This is a genomic window from Pseudomonas sp. UC 17F4, assembly GCF_900101695.1.
Lineage (GTDB): Bacteria > Pseudomonadota > Gammaproteobacteria > Pseudomonadales > Pseudomonadaceae > Aquipseudomonas.
In genome coordinates, this window is record NZ_FNKV01000001.1 from 2,644,124 (window position 1) to 2,664,798 (window position 20,675).

General features: G+C 64.8%; 20 protein-coding genes and 1 pseudogene. 13 read left to right on the forward strand and 8 right to left on the reverse strand.

Annotated elements, in window-relative coordinates:
- Positions 1-106 precede the first annotated feature (106 nt).
- Positions 107-553 carry a PACE efflux transporter gene (locus tag BLR26_RS12330; protein WP_045194813.1) on the forward strand — a complete coding sequence of 149 codons (447 nt, stop codon included), beginning with the start codon at positions 107-109 and terminating at the stop codon, positions 551-553.
- Positions 554-562: 9 nt separating this feature from the next.
- On the opposite strand, the gene BLR26_RS12335 is transcribed toward BLR26_RS12330, so the two are convergent.
- From BLR26_RS12335 to BLR26_RS12360, 6 genes are all read right to left on the reverse strand, one after another.
- Positions 563-1,609 carry a hypothetical protein gene (locus BLR26_RS12335; protein ID WP_093387436.1) on the reverse strand — a complete coding sequence of 349 codons (1,047 nt, stop codon included), beginning with the start codon at positions 1,607-1,609 and terminating at the stop codon, positions 563-565.
- Positions 1,610-1,673: 64 nt separating this feature from the next.
- On the reverse strand, positions 1,674-2,093 hold the full coding sequence (locus tag BLR26_RS12340) for a DUF7079 family protein (RefSeq protein ID WP_176794240.1): 420 nt from the start codon (positions 2,091-2,093) through the stop codon (positions 1,674-1,676).
- A 92-nt stretch (positions 2,094-2,185) separates the two neighbouring features.
- Positions 2,186-2,872, reverse strand: a complete 687-nt coding sequence (locus BLR26_RS12345; RefSeq protein WP_045194811.1) for a GntR family transcriptional regulator — start codon at positions 2,870-2,872, stop codon at positions 2,186-2,188.
- Positions 2,873-2,888: 16 nt separating this feature from the next.
- Entirely contained in the window at positions 2,889-3,593 is a 705-nt protein-coding gene (locus BLR26_RS12350; protein ID WP_045194809.1) for a FadR/GntR family transcriptional regulator, read from the reverse strand.
- Between the two features lie 69 nt (positions 3,594-3,662).
- A complete protein-coding gene (locus tag BLR26_RS12355) occupies positions 3,663-4,973 on the reverse strand; it encodes a C4-dicarboxylate transporter DctA (protein ID WP_093380948.1) in 1,311 nt (436 codons plus the stop codon).
- A 246-nt stretch (positions 4,974-5,219) separates the two neighbouring features.
- Entirely contained in the window at positions 5,220-5,534 is a 315-nt protein-coding gene (locus BLR26_RS12360) for a helix-turn-helix domain-containing protein (RefSeq protein ID WP_045194806.1), read from the reverse strand.
- Positions 5,535-5,917: 383 nt separating this feature from the next.
- On the opposite strand from BLR26_RS12360, the pseudogene BLR26_RS27725 reads away from it, so the two are divergent.
- From BLR26_RS27725 to BLR26_RS12400, 9 genes and pseudogenes are all read left to right on the forward strand, one after another.
- Positions 5,918-6,082: pseudogene (locus BLR26_RS27725) on the forward strand (PAS domain-containing protein); the annotation flags it as partial.
- A 174-nt stretch (positions 6,083-6,256) separates the two neighbouring features.
- The gene (locus BLR26_RS12365; protein ID WP_371128675.1) at positions 6,257-7,366 is read left to right on the forward strand and encodes a methyl-accepting chemotaxis protein; all 1,110 of its coding nucleotides are present in this window, start codon (positions 6,257-6,259) and stop codon (positions 7,364-7,366) included.
- Between the two features lie 22 nt (positions 7,367-7,388).
- Positions 7,389-9,077, forward strand: coding sequence for a putative bifunctional diguanylate cyclase/phosphodiesterase (locus tag BLR26_RS12370; protein ID WP_045194801.1), 1,689 nt, complete (start codon positions 7,389-7,391; stop codon positions 9,075-9,077).
- A 188-nt stretch (positions 9,078-9,265) separates the two neighbouring features.
- Entirely contained in the window at positions 9,266-9,355 is a 90-nt protein-coding gene (gene kdpF, locus BLR26_RS12375) for a K(+)-transporting ATPase subunit F (protein WP_036996387.1), read from the forward strand.
- Between the two features lie 8 nt (positions 9,356-9,363).
- The gene (gene kdpA / locus BLR26_RS12380) at positions 9,364-11,058 is read left to right on the forward strand and encodes a potassium-transporting ATPase subunit KdpA (RefSeq protein WP_093380952.1); all 1,695 of its coding nucleotides are present in this window, start codon (positions 9,364-9,366) and stop codon (positions 11,056-11,058) included.
- 10 nt (positions 11,059-11,068) lie between these two features.
- Positions 11,069-13,123, forward strand: a complete 2,055-nt coding sequence (gene kdpB / locus BLR26_RS12385; RefSeq protein WP_093380954.1) for a potassium-transporting ATPase subunit KdpB — start codon at positions 11,069-11,071, stop codon at positions 13,121-13,123.
- Positions 13,124-13,138: 15 nt separating this feature from the next.
- Positions 13,139-13,699 carry a potassium-transporting ATPase subunit KdpC gene (gene kdpC, locus BLR26_RS12390; RefSeq protein ID WP_093380956.1) on the forward strand — a complete coding sequence of 187 codons (561 nt, stop codon included), beginning with the start codon at positions 13,139-13,141 and terminating at the stop codon, positions 13,697-13,699.
- Between the two features lie 15 nt (positions 13,700-13,714).
- Positions 13,715-16,369: a sensor histidine kinase gene (locus tag BLR26_RS12395; RefSeq protein WP_093380958.1), complete on the forward strand. Its 2,655-nt coding sequence runs from the start codon at positions 13,715-13,717 to the stop codon at positions 16,367-16,369.
- Positions 16,366-17,058, forward strand: coding sequence for a response regulator (locus BLR26_RS12400; protein WP_093380960.1), 693 nt, complete (start codon positions 16,366-16,368; stop codon positions 17,056-17,058). Before BLR26_RS12395 ends, BLR26_RS12400 begins: the two co-directional genes overlap by 4 nt.
- Before the next feature lie 60 nt (positions 17,059-17,118).
- Here BLR26_RS12400 and BLR26_RS12405 read toward each other — a convergent pair whose 3' ends face one another.
- A complete protein-coding gene (locus BLR26_RS12405) occupies positions 17,119-18,159 on the reverse strand; it encodes a patatin-like phospholipase family protein (RefSeq protein ID WP_045194791.1) in 1,041 nt (346 codons plus the stop codon).
- Positions 18,160-18,317: 158 nt separating this feature from the next.
- Here BLR26_RS12405 and BLR26_RS12410 point away from each other — a divergent pair, with 158 nt between their 5' ends.
- From BLR26_RS12410 to BLR26_RS12420, 3 genes are all read left to right on the forward strand, one after another.
- On the forward strand, positions 18,318-18,596 hold the full coding sequence (locus tag BLR26_RS12410; protein WP_028941416.1) for a hypothetical protein: 279 nt from the start codon (positions 18,318-18,320) through the stop codon (positions 18,594-18,596).
- A gap of 14 nt (positions 18,597-18,610) precedes the next feature.
- Positions 18,611-19,381, forward strand: coding sequence for a CHAD domain-containing protein (locus tag BLR26_RS12415; RefSeq protein ID WP_093380962.1), 771 nt, complete (start codon positions 18,611-18,613; stop codon positions 19,379-19,381).
- A gap of 82 nt (positions 19,382-19,463) precedes the next feature.
- Positions 19,464-20,264, forward strand: coding sequence for an acyl-CoA thioesterase (locus BLR26_RS12420; protein WP_045194787.1), 801 nt, complete (start codon positions 19,464-19,466; stop codon positions 20,262-20,264).
- Between the two features lie 6 nt (positions 20,265-20,270).
- Here the strand turns inward: BLR26_RS12420 and BLR26_RS12425 are convergent, their stop codons facing one another.
- Positions 20,271-20,633: an Mpo1-like protein gene (locus BLR26_RS12425; RefSeq protein WP_045194785.1), complete on the reverse strand. Its 363-nt coding sequence runs from the start codon at positions 20,631-20,633 to the stop codon at positions 20,271-20,273.
- Positions 20,634-20,675: the final 42 nt, after the last annotated feature.

The window sequence follows — 20,675 nt, forward strand, 5'->3', positions numbered from 1 at the left end:
ATAATCTGATAGCTGCTGACTTTGGCTGTCAAGAAGATTGACGCATGCTTGCCCGCCTCAGCTGCCCAAGAGGGCGGCGTTTTACGGCAAAACCGAGGTTAGCAACGTGCAAGGTGTCAAACGCAAACTGGTCTACGTGACCGCCTATGAACTGATCGGTCTGTGCATGTCGACCCTGGGCCTGGCCTACCTGGCCGACAGCGCGCCGAGCAATACCGGGCCGCTGGCGGTGATGATCACCACCATCGCCATGGCCTGGAACTTCATCTACAACACCCTGTTCGAGTACTGGGAAAGCCGCCAGGCCAAGCGTGGGCGCAGTGTTGGCCGGCGGCTGGCGCATGCCATCGGTTTTCAGCTGACCCTGGTGGTGTACCTGATCCCGCTGATTGCCTGGTGGCTGGACATGAGCCTGCTGGAGGCCTTTGTCGTCGACCTGGCGTTCATCATCCTGATCCCGTGCTACACCTTCATCTACAACTGGCTGTTTGACCGCATCTTCGGCCTGCCGACCTCGGCCCAGGCTCAGCCGGACAACCGCGTCGCCGCATAAGCCGCGCGTCTATTGGGCCGGCAGGGTGATCACCTGAGCCGCGGGCTGCGGCTCGCGCTCGGGGCCTTCGGCGGCCAGCAGGCTGTCTTCTATCTCACCCGACAGGTAGTAGACCCCGGCCATGGCGCCGGTCTTGCGGTTCTCCATCAATTCCCGCCATTCCTCGTTCAGCGCGACGTTGAGGATCACCCGCAGTTGCTCGATCATCGCCGGTTGTTCGCGGTTGTGGGTCATCACCCCGATGCCGGTGGCCGCCAGGGAAATCACCGTGCCCGCCGCACGCCCGACGGCTGCCGCCACGGCGCTGGCGATGCCCCGTGGCGCCAGGGTGGCGCCGAGCTTTTCACTGGCTTGCTGGGCGACCGATGACAGGCCGATGTCGGCGCGCTGGGTGCCGGCGCGCACGGCGCTGTGCAGGCGTTTGACCAGTGCGGCGTAGGCGGGTTGTTGTTCCAGCGGCTTGCTGAACAGCAGTTGATGCAGCGAGGCATTGTTGTTGGCCGGGGGGCCGAGGCCGATGGCCTGGATTCGCGTCAGGTGCAGGTTGAACTGCTCCGGCGGCGCCCGGTAGCGCTGGGCAATCTGCTGCAGTTGCTGGCCAAGCAGCTGGATATACAGCTCCATGGCCCGGTCGCGAATGGCCTCGGGGTCGATCTCCTTGGCCACCGGGTCCAGCACCCGTTCGTGGTACTGCTCCTGCAGGTACTGGGCCAGGCGCTTTTCCGGGGTTTCGCTGCCGTCGCCACTGTTCATTTTGTACCAGGCCACTTTCATGGTCAGCCATTGCTGGGTCCAGTAGCCGGTGAACCAGGGGATGAACTCGCTTTCGGTGTACTGCTGCACGCGGTCTTTCCAGACCCGCATGGAGCGCCGGGCATAGTCGTTGACCGAACTGGTGGCCGCCAGCGAAGCGTCGATGATGTCGCGGTCGATCTGTTGCCAGGTCGCCGCATTGACCGGGATGGGCGGCGGCTCGCTGACCTTTTGCCGTGAGCCGCAGCCGCCCAGCGCCAGGAGCACGGCGAGCAGCAGGGCGATGAGCGGGGAACGCGGAATCAAAGCGCAGCCCCCCTGTGGTCAGGCAAGCTCGAATGGTGTGGTTACCTGAGTATAGGTGCCGTCACTCGCGCTGCTGTTCGGCCTCGGCCTCGTCCAGGGCCAGGAGGATGTCGGCCCAGATCTCCTTGCAGAAAAACCACACCCAGGTGGCGTTCAACAGGCGGTCGATATGGCGCCGCCACCAGCTGTCGCGGCGTGCCTGGAGGATTTCTTCGATCTCCTCCTGCAGCCAGGTTTCGTCGAAACCGGTCCAGACCGGCGGTACCGGCGTCATGATGTTGCCGTAGCAGGCGGGGGCGACTTCGCTGTAGAAGATTTCCTTGAGCAGCTCGCGGTCAAAACCCACCAGGTGGCGGGCGATCCACAGGTATTCGACGTGGGTGTCGACGAAGGCATCGGACATTGCTGCGCGCACTTGCTGGCGCTGCTGCGGTGTCATGTGCGGCGCAGGTGTCATCAGGGTGCCCTCCAAGGCGGTCATCGGTCCATCTGTTAGGAGCGGGCTTGACCCGCGATAGCGTCCTGTCGGCCACATCGTATCGCGGGGCAAGTCCCGCTCCCAGGCGAAAATGCTCAACCCTCCAGGTCGAGCTTGGCCTCGATATGGTCCAGATGCTCATGCATCAACGCCAACGCCGCCTCGCCATCGCCGTTCTCCAGCGCATCGATGATCGCCGCATGCTCCTGCCAGGCGCAATGGCTGCATGGTCGTGCTTCGTACTGGGCAATGATCAGCGAAGTCTGCGGTACCAGGCCGTTGAGAAAACGCGCCAGCGGCAGGTTGTCGGCCATGTCCGCAAGTTTGAGGTGAAACTCGCCGCCCAGGCGGATCGCCGTGCAGCGCTGGCCCTGTTCATGGTGCTGGCGCTCGCGGGCCACCAGTTCGCGCAACTGGCGGATCTTGGCCGGCCGTGCGCGCTTGGCCGCGAGGCTGATCAGGGTGGTTTCGGCCAGGCGCCGGGCGCTGAGGATCTGCCGTGCATGCTGCGGGTCAGGCGCAGCCAGGCGTGCGGTATGGCTCGGGCGCTGGACGATCACCTGTTGGTCCGACAAACGCCCGAGCACCCGCCGGATCACCGTGCGGCTAACCCCGAAAGCATCGCCCAGGGCTTGCTCGGTCAGGGCGCTGCCAGGAGCCAGGCGCTGCTCGAGGATGGCATCGAACAGCCGTGGGTAGATCTGCTCGGCCGACAACCTGCGCTCACCCTGGGCAAGCAACGAGGGCAGGGCGGTGTCATGGGCGTGGGCGCTGGCGTTCATGGTCGCACTCCTGGGGTCAGTTGCCCGGATGATCGTCCGGGATGTTCAGTTCGATGCCCATGCGCCGGCCTTCCTGAAGGATATGGTGGCGCATCTGCGCGCTGGCCTGGGCGCTGTTCTTGTTGCGGATGGCGCGCACCACCGCTTCGTTTTCCTCAAGCCGCGCCGCCAGGTGCTCGGGCGAGTTGCGCAGCACTGCGGCGCTTTGCTTGAGGGCGTTGCTGGTCTGCTGCACCACGCTCTGGAAGATCGGGTTGGCGGTCAGGGTGAACAGCTCTTCGTGAAAGGCGATGTAGGCGTTGACCCCGGCTTCGCTGTCTTCGGCCTCGAGGGCTTCGCGCATGTCCATCAGGGTCAGGCGCAACTGACCGATTTCCTTGCTGCTGATCGACTGCGCCACCAGGCCGACGATAAACGGCTCGAGGGTGTAGCGCAGTTGCAGCACATCCTCGAGGCTGGCCTCGGCGACACCGCTCTGGGGCGAGGTGCTTTGCGCCGCATCGGCGTCCAGTACCAGCACGCCCTTGCCCGGCATCGAGCGCACCAGGCCGAGGGTTTCCAGCACGGTCACCGCTTCGCGCAGGCTTGGCCGGCTGATGCCCAGTTGCTCGGCCAGTTCGCGCTGGCCCGGCAGCATGTCGCCGGAGCGCCACTGGCCGCGGGCCAGGGCCTGGCGGAGTTTTTCCACCACTGAGTTGACGACGGTTGATGAAGTAATCATTGGTCACTCCATGAGAACACTTGCATGGTTTGCTCCTGTGGCCGGCAGTTTTGCTGCCGGCCCTGTTGCTCAGAACTCTTGTTGATGGGCGTTGGGGGTTTTGCGCTGGGCAAAGCCGAAGCCCTGTTTGCCCGACAGCACATTGTTGGCCCGTTCCATGTCGATATCGCCTTCCCAGCGGCCGATGGCCACGGTGGCCACGCAGTTGCCGATCAGGTTGGTCAGCGCCCGGCCGATGCCCATGAACCAGTCCACCGCCAGCACCAGCACCAGGCCGACCACCGGGATCGCCGGAATCGCGGTGAGGGTCGCGGCAAGGATCACCAGCGCCGAACCCGGAATGCCGTGGGCGCCCTTGGAGGTAATCAGCGACACCAGCAGGATGGTCAGCAGGTCGGTCATCGCCAGCGGCGTGCCGGTGGCGTTGGCAATGAAGACGATGGCCAGGGTCAGGTAGATCGAGAAGCCGTCGAGGTTGAACGAGTAACCGGTAGGAATCACCAGGCCCACCGTCGAGCTGCCGATGCCCAGGTGCTCGAGCTTACGCATGATCTGTGGCAGCACGGCGTCGGAAGAAGCGGTGCCGAGGACGATGGTCAGCTCTTCGCGCAGGTACTTGATGAACGGCAGGATCTTCAGCCCCGACAGGCGCATCACGGTGCCCAGGATCAACAGCACGAAACCGGCGCAGGTCAGGTAGAACAAGGCCACCAGGCCGCCCAGGTGCTGCAGCGATTCCAGGCCATATTTGCTGGTGGTGAAGGCGATGGCACCGAACACGCCGATCGGCGCCAGGCGCACGATCATGCCCATGATGCGGAAGATGATGTGGCTCAGTTCGTTGATCAGCCGCGAAATACCCGAGGCCGCTTCACCGACCAGGTTCAGGGCGCTGCCGAACAGCACTGAAAACAGCAGGACCTGGAGGATGTTGTTGTCGGCAAAGGCGCCGACCACCGAGGTCGGGATCAGGTCCATGAGGAACGCTGCAGTGCCATGGATGTGCTGGCCGCGTTCGGCCAGGTTGCTGGCTTCGCTGCTGGCCAGTTGGTCCAGATGAATGTTGGCGCCACTGCCGATGCCCGAGGTAAAGGCGAACACCAGGCCGATCACCAGGGCGATGGTGGTCAGGATTTCGAAGTAGATCACCGATTTCAGGCCGATGCGCCCGACCTTCTTCAGGTCGCCAGCACCGGAGATGCCGCTGACCACCACGCAGAACACGATCAGCCCGATCAACATCTTGATCAGCTTGATGAAGCCGTCACCGAGGGGTTTGAGTTGCAGGGAAACTTCAGGAAAGCTCAGGCCGCAGGCTATGCCTAGCACAAGGCCCAACACCACTTGGAGGAAGATCGAACGCGAGCACCATTTGAGCATGGGAGGGATCTCTGGTCGGTGTCCCTGCTTCGATGCCACGGCGGGCGAAAGAGCGGAGGACTTAATTATTGTGGTCTTACCGGTATGTCCAGTGCGAGGGCAGTGTAGGCGCGATTTTTTTGGGTTTGCAAGGGGTTTTCGGCTGAGCGGGCAAGAATTGGCTTTACCGGTCTGACCAGTTGCGGTGCAATAGCCAGGCAAAAAAAAGCGGCAGGGTCGACCTGCCGCTTTTCGGGGTTGCCGCCACTAAGGCTTGGACAAGGCCAGGTCTACCGCTGCGATCAGCTTTCCCAGGTCTTGGGAGGGCGTTTTGTGAATGACGCCGAAGAGGTAGGCACGCTGCTCGTCTTCGTCGTTCTCTTCGGCGAAGAAGGCTTTGAGTTTGATCCCCAGCACTTCGGAAAAGCTCGACAGGGCTTCCACGCTGGGAGTGTAGGTGCCGGTTTCGAAGCGACTGATGGTCTTGGGGTCAAAACCGGTTTTCTCGCCAAGTTCAGCCTGAGTGAGCCCGGCTACCTTGCGGTAACGTCTGATGGCCGAACCCAAACTTGAAATTGTCATCGCTTAATTCCCATTTAGAATCAAGAACTTAACGATATCTATCGGCAAGAGGCAACGCCACAATTCATCACCTTTGTTTGCATAATGTGATGTAATTCGTAGAATTGATCGTTTGGACAGGTCAAAAGCCATCGAGTTTCAACCGCGCTGACCCAGCTGAGACTATTCAGCAAAGCACCCCGGTAGAAGGCTGATCTCGGTGTCGGACGAATGGTTTGGGCGCTGCGCAGGACAACCTGGCAGACCCCTGCAAATGGAGTTTTATCGTGCGTCTCAACATGCCGGTTACCTCGGTCGAACAGACTTTCGGCGAGGATCAACGGCTTATTTCCGCCACCGACACTGCCAGCAATATTACCTACTGCAACGCCGAATTCGCCGCCATGAGCGGGTTCAGCCAGGCCGAGCTGATCGGTAGCCCGCACAACCTGGTGCGCCATCCGGACATGCCGCCAGCGGTGTTTGCCCTGATGTGGCAGTACCTCAAGGCCGGCCAGAGCTGGATGGGCATCGTCAAGAACCGCTGCAAGAACGGCAACTTCTATTGGGTCAGCGCCTATGTCACGCCGATTCTCGAGGACGGCCGCCTGGTCGGCTATGAGTCGGTGCGGGTCAAGCCCACTCGCGAGCAGGTGCGCCGTGCCGAAGCACTGTATGCACGCTTGCGCGAGGGCAAGCCGGCAGTGGCGAGCGGGCGCCGGCTGGCTCAGCTCGGCCAGTTGATGAGCCTGCCCCTGGCTGCAGGCGCGCTGGCGGTGGCGGCCAACCAGGTGCTGCCGGGCTGGCCGGGCCAGGGGATCACCCTGGGCCTGTTCGCGCTGCTCGGCCTGTGGGCGCATGGCCGTCTGGGTCGTCAGTTGGGGCAGATCGTCGGGTGTTCGACGCACACCTTTGCCGACCAGATCAGCGCCCTGACCTACAGCGACCTACTGGGCCCGGCGGCGCAGTTGCAGATGATTTTGATCAGCGAAGAAGCGCGGCTGAAAACCGCGCTCACCCGCCTGAGCGACCTGGCCACACAAATGGCCGAAGCCGCCAGCGACTCCAGCCGTTTGTCGCGCAACACTGAAACGGCACTGCTGGAGCAGCGCGGCGAAACCGACATGACCGCCACCGCCATGACTGAAATGGCCGCCTCCATCGGCGAGGTGGCCGAGCATGTGCAGCAGACCGCCGTGCAGGCGCAGACCGCCAACCAGTTGGCCGAGCAGGGCAGCCAGGTCGCCGGCACCAGTCGCGAGGCCATCCAGTTGCTGGCCACTACCGTCAGCCAGATCAACCAGGCGGTCACCCACCTGGCCGGGCAGACCCAGGACATCATGCTCGCCGCTGAAGTGATTCGCGCGATTGCCGAACAGACCAACCTGCTGGCGCTCAACGCCGCCATCGAAGCGGCCCGCGCCGGCGAGCAGGGCCGTGGCTTTGCCGTGGTCGCCGATGAGGTTCGCGCCTTGGCGGCCAAGACCCGGCACTCGACCGTGCAGATCCAGGGCATCATCGAGAACCTGCGCAGCGGCGCCGACGAGGCGGTGAGCATCGCCAGCCTCGGTATCAACGAGGCCGAGCAGGGCGTGGCCCAGGTGCTGGAGGCGCAGCGTGCCTTGCAGGGTATTCGCGCCGCGGTCGAACGCATCAGCGACATGAGCCAGCAGATGGCCGCCGCCTCGCAAGAGCAATCCTCGGTGGCCGAAGACGTGTCCGAGCAGATCAACAAGGTTGCCAGCACCGTGCAGGCCACCGCGCTCAACGCCAATGCTGCAGCCAGCCGCGGCGCCGAACTGGAAAGCATTTCTTCGGGCCTGCGGGCCCTGGTCGAGCGTTTCAATCGCTAGCCACCAGGGTGCAGAGGAATTCATGGACGATAACTACCGCGCGGCAGTCGATGCCGCTGCGATCTTTTCCGAAACCGACCTGAGCGGCCGGATCACCTACGTCAACGAGCAGTTCTGCAGCATCTCCGGCTACAGCCGCGAGGAACTGCTGGGCGCCAACCACCGGATCCTCAACTCCGGCCTGCACGGGCCGGAGTTCTTCATCGGCATGTGGCGCGCACTGGTTGCCGGGCGGGTGTGGAAGGGCGAGATCTGCAACCGCGCCAAGGACGGTTCGCTGTACTGGGTCGACAGCACCATGGTGCCGTTGATCGACCCGGCCACGGGCAAGGTGCGCAAGTACGTTTCGATCCGCTTTGACGTCACCGAAAAACGCCAGCTGCTGCATACCCTGCAATGGCGGGTCGGCCACGACGTGCTCACCGGCCTGCCCAATCGGGCCTACCTGTCCGACCTGCTCAACCAGGCCCTGGAGTTCTCGCGCAACGAGGACATTCCGCTGGCGGTGTGCATGCTCGACCTGGACGGCTTCAAGGCGGTCAACGATGGCTACGGGCATGCCAGCGGCGATCTGCTGCTGGTCGAAGTGGCCACCCGGCTCAAGGGCATCCTGCGTGGCGGCGATGCCGTGGCGCGCTTGTCGGGCGACGAGTTCGTGCTGATTCTGCGCCACGTGCAAGACCCCACCCACTTGCAGGCGGCGCTCGACCGGGTGCTGACCGCGATCGCCGCGCCATACCGGATTCGCGAGCAGGAGATTCGCGTCAGCGCCAGCATCGGCGTGACCCTGTTCCCCCAGGACAACGAAGACACCGACACCCTGGTGCGCCACGCCGACCAGGCCCTGTACGTGGCCAAGCAGAGCGGGCGCAACCGCTTTCACCTGTTCGACGTGTCGCTGGACCAGGAGGTCAAGGCCACCCACCAGACCGTGGCGCGCCTGCGCCAGGCCTTGCACCAGGGTGAGCTGTGCCTGCATTACCAACCCAAGGTCAACATGCACAGTGGCGTGGTGATCGGCTTCGAGGCGCTGCTGCGCTGGCAGCACCCGGGCAAGGGCCTGGTGCTGCCCGGCGATTTTCTGCCGCAAGTCGAACAGACCGACTTGATCGTCGAGATTGGCGAGTGGGTGATCGACCAGGCCATGAGCCAGATGCAAAGCTGGCAGGCGCTGGACCATCAGTGGCCGGTCAGCGTCAACATCGCTGCCCGCCATGTGCAGCGTGACGACTTTGTCGAGCGCCTGCAGTTGCTGCTCGGGCGTCATCCGGACGTGGCGCCGGCGATGCTCGACCTGGAGATCGTCGAGTCGGTGGCGATCGAAAACATCCAGCGCGTCAGCCAGTGCCTGGAGGCCTGCCAGCGTTTGGGCGTGCAGTTCTCCCTGGATGATTTCGGCACCGGCTATTCGTCGCTCAGCTACCTCAAGCGCCTGCCGACGCGGACCATCAAGATCGACAAATCGTTCGTGCGCGACATCCTCCACGACCACGACGACCTGGCCCTGACCCGCGCTGTCATCGGCCTGGCCCGGGCCTTTGGCCGCCAGGTAATCGCCGAAGGCCTGGAGACGGTAGAGCATGGCCAACTGCTGATGGGCCTGGGTTGCGACATCGCCCAGGGCTACTGCATCGCAAGGCCGATGCCGGCCGAGCAGGTGATCGGCTGGGTTGCCGGTTACCAGCAGCCAGCGCAGTGGAAAGTCCTGTAGGGGCGGGCCTTCTGTGGGAGCGGGCCTTGCCCCGCGATCGAGCGCGCAGCGCTCGCAATCCAGGCCCCGCCGCATCGCGTTATTTACGCATTCTTTATGCCCGGCCCTGGCTCTCGATCTCGCCCCTTTACAGCCTCTCTACCGACAATGACCGTCAGCGGCACGTGCCGTAAGGACGGAGAGTTTTCATGAGCATTCTGGACGGGGTGTCACTGCTGCTGGCAGTGGCCTTGATGATCTACCTGCTGGTCGCGCTGCTGCGCGCCGATCGGGGTTAGGAGCGACCATGCACAGTTACGATTACGCGTTGCTGCTGGCGTTCTTTGCGCTGGTACTGCTCCCGGCACCCTTGCTCGGGCGTTTCTATTTCAAGGTGATGGAGGGCCAGCGCACCTGGCTGTCGCCGCTGCTGGGGCCGGTCGAGCGTGGCTGCTACCGGCTCGCCGGGGTCGATGCCAGCAAGGAGCAGAGCTGGCAGCAGTACACCCTGGCCTTGCTGGCCTTCAACCTCGCAGGCTTTTTGCTGGTGTTCGCCGTACTGCTGTTGCAGGGCTACCTGCCGCTCAACCCGCAGCACCTGGCGGGGCAGGAGTGGTCGCTGGCGTTCAATACCGCCGTGAGCTTCGTCACCAACACCAACTGGCAGTCCTATAGCGGCGAAGCCTCGGTCAGTTACCTGAGCCAGATGCTCGGCCTGACCGTGCAGAACTTCGTCAGCGCCGCCACCGGCCTCGCCGTGCTGGTTGCCTTGTGCCGTGGTATCGCCCGCCGTTCGGCACAGACCCTGGGCAACTTCTGGGTCGACATGACCCGCGCCACGCTCTACGGCCTGCTGCCGCTGTGCCTGGTGCTGGCCTTGCTGCTGGTGTGGCAGGGCGTGCCGCAGACCTTCGCCGATTATGTTCATGCCCTGACCCTGCAAGGCGCCGACCAGACCATCCCGCTGGGCCCGGCTGCCAGCCAGATCGCGATCAAGCAACTGGGCACCAACGGCGGTGGCTTTTTCGGCGTCAACTCGGCGCACCCGTTCGAGAACCCGACGGCCTGGAGCAACCTGTTCGAGGTGGCCTCGATCATTCTCATTCCGGTGGCCCTGGTGTTTACCTTCGGCCATTACGTCAAGGACATGCGCCAGAGCCGGGCGATCATCGCCGGCATGCTCGCGCTGTTCCTGATCGGCGGCGGCACCGCGCTGTGGAGCGAGTACCAGGCCAACCCGAACCTGAGCAGCCCGCTGGTTGAACAGACCGCGCCGCTCGAAGGCAAGGAAAGCCGTTTCGGCACCACCGCCAGCGTGCTCTGGACGGTGACCACCACCGCCGCTTCCAACGGCTCGGTGAACAACATGCACGACAGCCTCAACCCGCTCAGCGGCATGGTCGCGCTGGTCAACATGATGGTCGGCGAGGTGATCTTCGGCGGCGTCGGCGCCGGGCTCTACGGCATGCTGCTCAACGTGCTGATCGCAGTGTTCCTCGCCGGCCTGATGATCGGCCGCACCCCGGAATACCTGGGCAAGAAACTGCAGGCGCGGGAAGTGCAGTTGCTGGTGGCGACCCTGCTGGTAATGCCGGTCGGCGTGCTCGTGCTCGGCGCCCTGGCGGCCAGTTTGCCCGGCCCTGCGGCGGCGATCAGCAACCCCGGTGCCCACGGCTTCAGCCAGTTGCTGTACGCCTACACCTCGGCCAGCGCCAACAACGGTTCGGCCTTTGCCGGCCTGGGTGCCAACACCACCTTCCACAACCTGATGATCGGCCTGGGCATGCTGATTGGCCGCTTCGGCTACATCCTGCCGGTGCTGGCCCTGGCTGGCAGCCTGGCACTGAAAAAATCCGCACCGGTGGGGCAGAACAGCTTCCCGACCCACGGCCCGCTGTTCGTCACCTTGCTGGTGGTGACCATCCTGTTGGTCGGTGGCCTGACCTTCCTGCCGGCCCTGGCCCTGGGGCCGGTGACCGAATACCTGAGCCTGGGCTTGTGAGGAACAACTGATGAACATGCCGATTCCTGAAGTAAAGGCGCAGGCCCCCGAGGCTGCGCGCACTACCTTTGCCGCCCTGTGGCGCCCGGCGCTGGTGCAGGCCTTCGTCAAGCTCGACCCGCGCCAGCTCAAGCGCTCGCCGGTGATGCTGGTGGTGGAACTGACCGCGATCTTCACCACCTTGCTGTGCCTGTTGCCCGACAGCCGCGTGCCGACTGGCGTGGCGGTGCAGATCGCCCTGTGGCTGTGGTTCACGGTGCTGTTTGCCAACTTCGCCGAAGCTCTCGCCGAGGGCCGTGGCAAGGCCCGCGCCGATAGTCTCAAGGCCGGCAGCCAAGGGCTCAGTGCCCGCCGCCGGACGGCCTCGGGCAGCTTCGAGATTGTCCCGGCCACCAGCCTGCGCAAGGGTGATGTGGTCAAGGTCTCGGCCGGGGAGATGATCCCTGGCGACGGCGAGGTGCTCGAAGGTATCGCCGCGGTCAACGAAGCGGCGATTACCGGTGAGTCTGCGCCGGTGATCCGCGAGTCCGGCGGTGATCGTTCGGCGGTGACCGGCAACACCCGGTTGGTCTCCGACTGGCTGCTGATCAGCATCACCAGCAACCCCGGCGAGTCGACCCTGGACCGCATGATCGCCCTGGTCGAAGGCGCCAAGCGGCAGAAGACCCCCAACGAAATCGCCCTGGATATTCTGCTGATCGGCCTGACCCTGATCTTCCTGGTGGTGGTGGTGACCCTGCAACCGTTTGCCCATTTCGCCGGGGGCAGCATCCCTCTGGTGTTCCTCGTGGCGCTGCTGGTCACGCTGATCCCGACCACCATCGGCGGCCTGCTGTCGGCCATCGGCATCGCCGGCATGGACCGCCTTGTGCGCCTGAACGTCATCGCCCGTTCCGGCCGTGCGGTAGAAGCGGCAGGCGACGTGCATGTGCTGATGCTCGACAAGACCGGCACCATCACCTTCGGCAACCGCCGCTGCAGCGCCCTGCATGCTGCGCCCGGCGTCACCGCCCGCGAGCTTGGCGAGGGCGCCTTGCTGGCGTCGCTGGCCGACGACACCGCCGAAGGTAAATCGATTGTCGAATACCTGCGCCAGTTGCACGACTTCAACGAACCCAACACCGAGCAGTTCACGCCTGTAGCCTTCAGCGCCGAAACCCGGCTGTCCGGCATCGACTACCAGCAGCGTCGCTACCGCAAGGGCGCGGTGGACTCGGTGCTGGCCTTCGTCGCCATGCAACGCCTGGAAATGCCCGCGCCCTTGGCCCGCGAAGTGGACAAGATCGCCCAGAGCGGCGGCACGCCCTTGCTGGTCTGCGCCGACAAGCGCCTGCTAGGGGTGATTCACCTCAAGGACGTGGTCAAGCCGGGCATCCGCGAGCGCTTTGCCGAACTGCGCAAGCTGGGTATTCGCACGGTGATGGTCACCGGTGACAACCCGCTGACCGCCGCCGCGATTGCCGCCGAAGCCGGGGTCGATGACGTGCTCGCCGAAGCCACCCCGGAGAAGAAACTGGCGCGCATTCGCCAGGAGCAAAACGACGGCCGCCTGGTGGCGATGTGCGGCGACGGCGCCAACGACGCCCCGGCGCTGGCCCAGGCCGATGTCGGCATGGCCATGAACGACGGTACCCAGGCCGCGCGCGAAGCGGCCAACATGGTCGACCTCGACAGCGACCCGACCAAGCTGCTGGATGTGGTCCAGGTCGGCAAGGAGCTGCTGGTGACCCGCGGCGCGCTGACCACCTTCTCGATTGCCAACGACGTGGCCAAGTACTTCGCCATTCTTCCGGCGCTGTTCGCGGCGATCTACCCGCAACTGGGCGTGCTCAACCTGATGCACCTGAGCAGCCCGCAAAGCGCGATCCTCTCGGCGATCGTCTTCAACGCCCTGATCATCGTCGTGCTGATCCCGCTGGCCCTGCGCGGGGTGCGGGTACAGGCGGCCAGCGCCGCCCACCTGCTGCGCCGCAACCTGCTGATCTATGGCCTGGGCGGGCTGATCGTGCCGTTCGCCGGGATCAAGCTGATCGATCTGTTGCTCACCGCCCTGAAGCTGGTCTGAACCAAGGAGATGACCATGACTAACCCTATTCGTCCGGCCCTGAGCCTGATCCTGTTGATGACCCTGATTACCGGCGCGGTGTACCCGCTGGTGGTCACCGGGGTGGCGCAGCTGGCCTTTCCCGAGCAGGCCAATGGCAGCCTGCTGCGCGACGGCCAGGGCCAGGTGCGTGGCTCGCAGTTGATCGCGCAACGCTTCGAGGGTGACGCCTGGTTCCAGTCGCGGCCGTCGGCCGGTGACTACGCCACGGTATCGAGCAGCGCCAGCAACCTGGCGCCGAGCAACCCGGCGCTGGCCGAGCGGGTCAAGAGCAGCGCCGCGCAGTTGTATATCGAAGCGCAGGGGCCGGTGCCGCTGGCCTTGCTGACCACCTCCGGCAGTGGCCTCGACCCGCACCTGTCGCCGGCGGCGGTGGCTTACCAGCTGCCGCGGGTGGCGGCGGCGCGCAAGGTTGCCCCCGAGGCCTTGCAAGTACTGGTCGAGCAGTCCACCCTGCACCCCTTGATCGGCCCGCCGGTGGTCAATGTACTGGCCCTGAACAGCGCCCTTGAGCAGCTGTCGCCGGCGTCGAAATAAGGACAGGCAGTGAGCATGAGCAATTCCGAACGCGCTGATGCGTTGTTGGCCGGGCTGCCGCGCGAAGGGCGCGGCCGGCTCAAGGTATTTCTGGGGGCGGCACCGGGGGTAGGCAAGACCTACGCCATGCTCCAGGCCGCCCATGCCCAGCTGCGCCAGGGCGTGGCGCTGCTGGCGGCGGTGGTCGAAACCCATGGCCGCGCCGAGACCGAGGCGCTGCTCGGCGGCTTGCCCCAGCAGCCGCTGCTACGCAGCGAATACCGCGGCATGCTGCTGGAAGAAATGGACCTCGACGGCCTGCTCAAGGCCCGTCCGCAACTGGTGCTGGTCGACGAGCTGGCCCACAGCAACGCCCCCGGCAGCCGCCATGCCAAGCGCTGGCAGGATGTCCAGGAACTGCTGGCCGCCGGCATCGACGTCTACACCACGGTCAACGTCCAGCACCTGGAAAGCCTCAACGACCAGGTGCGTGGCATTACCGGTGTGCAGGTGCGCGAAACCCTGCCCGACTGGGTGCTGCAGGAAGCCTTCGAGCTGGTGCTGATCGACCTGCCGCCGCGCGAACTGCTCGAGCGCCTGCGCGAGGGCAAGGTCTACGTGCCGGAGCAGGCACGGGCGGCGATCGATGCATTCTTCACCCAGACCAACCTTACCGCCTTGCGCGAGCTGGCCATGCAAACCGCTGCGGCCCAGGTCGATGCCGACCTGGCCCACGGTTACCGCCAGCTTGGCCAGGATGCGCCGGCCTTGCGCGGGCGTTTGCTGGTTGGCGTCGATGGCGATGCCCAGGCCGAACGCCTGGTGCGTCACGCCAGCCGGGTGGCGCAGCGGCGTCATCTGCCGTGGACCCTGGTGCACGTCGACAACGGCCGGCTACGTGACGAAACCGCGCGCCAGCGCTTGCAGGCGGCCCAGCAACTGGCCGAACGGCTGGGCGGCGAAGTGGTGCTGCTGCGCGCCGGCGAGGTGGCCAAGACCCTGATCCAGCATGCCCTGGAACGCCGCGCCAGCCTGGTGCTGGTCGGCCAGTCGCGCGATCGCCTGCGCCGGCGGTTGTTCGGCGCTGGCGTGGCGACGCGCTTGCTGCGCGATGCCCACGGCCTGGAAATCAACGTGCTCGACCGCGACACTCAGCCCGAGCCGCCCAGTGCAGCGGCGAAAAAGGTCTGGGTCTGGCGTCATTACCTGTTGGCCTTCGCCGCCACGGTCCTGGCCACCGGCCTGGCCTGGGCGGTGGCCAGCGTGCTGGCGCTGCCGAACATTTCGCTGGTGTTCCTCGCGGCGGTGTTGCTGGTGGCGGTGCGCAGCAGCCTGGGCCCGGCATTGGCCTGTGCAGTGATGTCGTTCCTGGCCTACGATTTTTTGTTCATCCCGCCGAATTTCTCCTTCAGCATCCAGCGTGAAGAAGACGTACTGACCTCGCTGTTCTTCCTGTTGATGGCGGCGCTTACCGGCAACCTGGCGGCGCGCCAGCGCCGGCAATTGCAGGCTTTGCGCGAAACCCAGGAGCAGACCAGCCAGTTGCTCGACCTGTCGCGCAAGCTCACCGCTGCCACCGATCGCCAGGCGGTATTCACCGCCGCCGGCCAGCACCTCGATGGCTGGCAGGACCTGCAGGTGTGCCTGCTCGAGCGCGACGCCGAAGGCCGTCTGCAGGTGGCCAGCGGCGGCAACCTGCAGTTCAGCGACAACGAGCGTGCCGCCGCCGACTGGGCCTGGCAGCACGACCAGGCCGCGGGTCTGGGCAGCGATACCCTGCCTAACGGTCGTTGGTGGTGGTGGCCGCTGTCGGTGGACGATGCGCGTCTGGCGCTGCTCGGCGTGCGCCCGCACAAGGGCGAGCAACTCACCGCTCAGCATCGGCGCCTGCTCAAGGCCCTGAGCCAGCCGCTGGCCCAGGCCCTGGCGCGGGCGCGCTTGGCCGAGCAGCTGGAATCGGCGCGTTTGCACGGCGAAACCGAGCAACTGCGCAGCGCCTTGCTGGCCTCGGTGTCCCACGACCTGCGCACGCCGCTGACCGCCATGCGCGGCAGCATCGACAGCCTGCTGGCCCTCGGCGAGGCGATCCCCAAGGCCGACCGCCAGGAACTGCTTGAAGGCACCCGCAATGAAGCCGAGCGCCTGGATCGCTATATCCAGAACTTGCTCGACATGACCCGCCTGGGCCATGGCGGCCTCAAGCTTGCGCGCGACTGGGTGGCGCCCGGCGACATCGTCGGCAGCGCCCTGAACCGCCTGCGGGTGGTGCTGGCGCCGTTGCAGCTGCGCACCGAAGTGCCGGCCGACCTGCCGCTGTTGTTCGTGCACGCGGCGTTGATCGAGCAGGCGCTGATCAATGTGCTGGAGAATGCCGCGCGCTTTTCGCCGGCGGCTGGCCGCCTGGACCTGCAGGTCAGCGTCGACGGCGAGTTGCTGTGCTGTGCCGTCAGTGATGAAGGCCCGGGCATTCCCGAAGCCGACCGCGAGCGGATTTTCGACATGTTCTATACCGCCGCGCGTGGTGATCGAGGCGGGCAGGGCACGGGGCTGGGCCTGGCGATCTGCCAGGGCATGATCGGCGCCCACGGTGGGCACATCCGCGTCGCTGACGGTATCGATGGCAAGGGCACCTGCATCACTCTATGCTTGCCGCTGCCGACCCAACCCGAGCCTGAAAGCGAAGCCCCATGAGCCAGAGCGCGACCCTGCTGGTCATCGATGACGAACCGCAAATCCGCAAGTTCCTGCGTATCAGCCTGAGCTCCCAGGGCTACAAGGTAGTGGAAGCCGGCAGCGGCGCCGAGGGCCTGACCCAGGCGGCACTGGCGCGCCCGGACCTGGTGGTGCTTGACCTGGGCCTGCCGGACATGGACGGCCAGCAGGTGCTGCGTGAATTGCGCGAGTGGAGCGCGGTGCCGGTGCTGGTGCTGTCGGTGCGTGCCAGTGAAGTCCAGAAGGTCGAAGCCCTGGACAACGGCGCCAACGACTACGTCACCAAGCCCTTTGGCATTCAGGAATTCCTCGCTCGCGTACGCGCCTTGCTGCGCCAGGCGCCGCAGGCATCAGCCAGCGCCTCGGCGCTGAGCTTCGGGTCGTTGACCGTCGACCTGGCGTTTCGCAAGGTGACCCTGGACGGCGTCGAGGTGGCGCTGACGCGCAAGGAATATGCACTGCTGGCGCAGCTCGCCAGCCATCCCGGGCGGGTGATTACCCAGCAGCAACTGCTCAAGGACATCTGGGGGCCGACTCATGTCGACGACAGCCATTACCTGCGCATCGTCGTCGCCCATGTGCGCCAGAAGCTTGGCGATGACCCGACGGCGCCGCGGTTCATCGTGACTGAGCCCGGGGTGGGGTACAGGCTGATCGGACCGGAGTAGGGCCAAGCCCGCTCCCACAGCAAGTGTAGGAGCGGGCTTGCCCCGCGATGCTGTTAGTCATCAACGCCGCTCCGCTTCATAGTTATCCAGCGTGTCCCGGGCAATCTCCCGCCCCAGGGCGATCAGTTCCGGCGCCTTGTAGAACTCGAAAAACCGGCACACCCGCTTGGGCACGTTGATCAGTACATCCGGCGGGTAGCCGGCAATCTTGTACTGCGCAAGCGACGTTTGCATCACCTCGAAACTCTGGTTGATCAAGTCCAGCAATGACGCCGGCCCGACGTTGTCGATGATGAACGAACCGGTCGCCGATTTCGGCGCGCCTTCAATTTCTGGCGCTGCCGCCGGTTGCTGGGCTTCGGGGTCGGCAGCATCGCTGAGCCAGGGGTTGGGGATTTGCGCCGCCTCCGGTTGCAGGCCCTGCTCGATACGCATCAGTTGTTCGGCCGGTTTGCGCCGGAACGGCAAGTGCGAACCCAGCGAGTTGATCAGGTTGTCAAAGCGCAGCTTGAACGCCGCCGGGCGTTCGATCACTGGCAACTGGTACTGCTTCTGGTTGGTCGAGTTGAGGTTCACGGCGATGATCAGGTCGCAGTGGCTGGACACCACCGGGATGATCGGCAAGGGGTTGAGGATGCCGCCGTCGACCAGCATGCGGTTGCCTTGCACCACGGGCGTGAACAGGCTGGGGATCGCCGCCGAGGCACGCATGGCCTGGTGCAGGCAGCCTTCCTGAAACCAGATTTCCTGCTGGTTGGTAAGGTCGGTGGCCACCGCCGTGTAGGGGATGCGCAGGTCTTCGATGTTGATCTCGCCGACGATCTTGCGGATCTGGCCGAAGACTTTCTCACCACGGATCGCCCCCAGGCGAAAGCTCACGTCCACCAGGCGCAGGACGTCGAGGTAGTCCAGGCTTTCAATCCAGTTGCGGTATTCATCGAGCTTGCCGGCGGCATAAATTCCGCCAATCACCGCGCCCATGGAGCAGCCGGCGATACAGGCGATGTCATAGCCACGGCGTTCGATTTCCTCGATCACGCCGATGTGTGCATAGCCCCGGGCCCCGCCCGAACCCAGAACCAGTGCGACGCGTTTTTTCATGATGCTTCCCCGGTGTTCTGCTTCCATGGTCTAACAATGCGCCCAATTGTGTCTGTGCTTCAATCGTCACTGGCACTGGGCTACGCTGAACAGGGCACTTTTCTCGCTGTTTACCGTCAAAGTCGCCACCCTGAACTTTTTCTTTTGAGGTATTGCCGATGAAAGCCTGGATTTGCCTGCCCCTGATTGCCCTGGTCCTGACCGGTTGCGCTGGCAAGACAGCCTACCGCGACAGCTGCGCCAATCAGCTGGATTCGGCCTGGAAGGAGCTCGACCTGGCCAAGGCCGAAGGTTTCGCCGGTACTGTCAGTTATTCAAAAGCCCTGTCGTTGTTGACCGGGGCCAAGACCCAGCAGCAGTTCGAAGCGTTCGAGGGCTGCAGCAAGAAGGCCGAGAAGGCCCGTTTCTACATTCGTGAATCCCGCGCCGGGCGCTGATACAGGAGTAGACCATGTCGTCGGCCATGCTCGACCACGTCATTGCCCAGGTACTGAGCCTGCAGGTGCGCCTGCTGGCCTGCCAGGCGCGCCTGGCCGCCGACACCGACGGCGAGGCGCTGCACGACCTGCGCATCGGCGTGCGGCGCTTGCGCAGCCTGCTGCGGCCGCTGCGTGAATTGCCCGGAGTCGAGCAGCTGGAAGCGGCTGCCCAGGCGCTGGGTAGCCTGACCACGCCAATGCGCGACCGTGAGGTACTGGCCGCGCAGTTGCTCGAACGCCGCCAGACGGTCGCGGCGCATACGCGCCTGGCCCATCGCCCGCAGACCTTCGCCCGCGTCGCCGCCAGTGCCGAACTGGCGCGCCTGCTGGCAATCATCGACGCCTTCCCGGTGTTTCTGCGCGCAGCGCAGCGCCAGGGCTTGATCCGCCGGCTGCAACAGCGCATCGACAAACGCCTGGAAAAACAGTGGAAGCAGCTACGCCAGGCCCTCGACGATCCTGCCCACGACCGTCATCGCCTGCGCCTGCTGATCAAGCGGGTGCGCTACGGGGCTGAAGCCTACCCGCAACTGCAGCACTCCAACCCGCGCCTGCAAAAGGCTCTCAAGCGTGCCCAGAGTGACCTGGGCAGTTGGCACGACCTGTTGCAGTGGCTGCTGCAGGCCGAGCAGCAACGCGATCTGGCGCCGTGCGTCAGCCATTGGCAAGCGCAGTTGGCCAAAGCCGAACAAGGCGCCGACGCCACCCTCGAACGCCTGCAGGCGCAGCTTGCGCAGCGATAGCCCGCTGAAATGGCCGAAATGCGTGCTGTAGACCGCTTGCTGGCTGGTTAAGATCAGTTTTTTCCTGATCGCTGAGGTCGGCATGAACTTCTCACAATTGCTCACGGCGGTCCGCCAGCATCCCCAGTCGGTAGTTATTGATTCCAGCTGGGCCCAGGGCCGCGCCTGTTTCGGCGGGCTGATGGCGGCCTTGCTGTATGAGGCCATGCTGGCCAAGACCTCGCCGGGGCGCCCGGTGCGTTCCCTGGCCATCACCTTTGTCGGCCCGGCCGAGCCGCAAATGCCGATCAGTTTTGAAGTGGAACTGCTGCGCGAAGGCAAGGCGGTCAGTTCCCTGCTGGGCCGCGCCGTGCAGAACGGCCAGGTGGTTACCCTGATGCAGGGCAGCTTTGGCAGCGGCCGCGATTCGCTTATCGATGTTCCGGCCTTGCCGGCGGTAGACATGAAGCCGCTCGAGCAGTCGAGCACGGAGCTGCCGTACATCAAGGGCGTGACCCCCGAGTTCATGCGCCATGTGTCACTGCGCTGGGCCATCGGCGGCATTCCGTTCAGCAACAACAAGTCCCGCGACATGGGCGGCTGGGTGCGTTTTCGCGACAGCGAACGGGAAGAGCCGATCAGCGAGGCGCACTTGCTGGCGCTGGTCGATGCCTGGCCGCCGACCTTGCTGTCACACCTGAACAAGCCGGCGGCTGGCAGCACCCTGACCTGGACCATCGAGTTCATCCAGCCGGTGGCGAGCCTGACCACCCTGGACTGGTGCCGCTATCACGTCGAAACCGAACATGCCCGCGATGGTTACGGGCATGCGGCGGCTGCGCTGTGGAGCGACAAGGGCGAGTTGCTGGCGCTCAGCCGCCAGACCGTAACAGTGTTCGGCTGACGCCACTCAATGCCGGTGGCGGTCGCGCCAGGCGCGCCACCAGGCACCGCTGAGCACAAAGCGCGGGAAGGTGATGAACTGCTCCACCAGCAGGCGGCCGATGGCGTCCTGGCGGTTGGCGAACGGCTCGGGTTGCTGGGCCTCCAGGCGATGCCCCTGGCGTTGCAGGCCGAGCCCGGCGATCAGGGCGATGATACCCACCGCCAGTTGCCCCAGGTCCAGCGAGAACAAACCGGACAGCACCAGCAGCACGCCGAGGATGAACAGCGGCACGGCAATCAGGTGCAGCACCAGGTTGGTCGGGTTGCGGTGGTTGTGGTGATAGCCACGCCATTGCCAGGCGGGCAGGTTGGGCAGGCGTTTGCTCATGGAAATGTTCCTCAGGGTCTTGCCTGAAGAATAGTGCGGCCC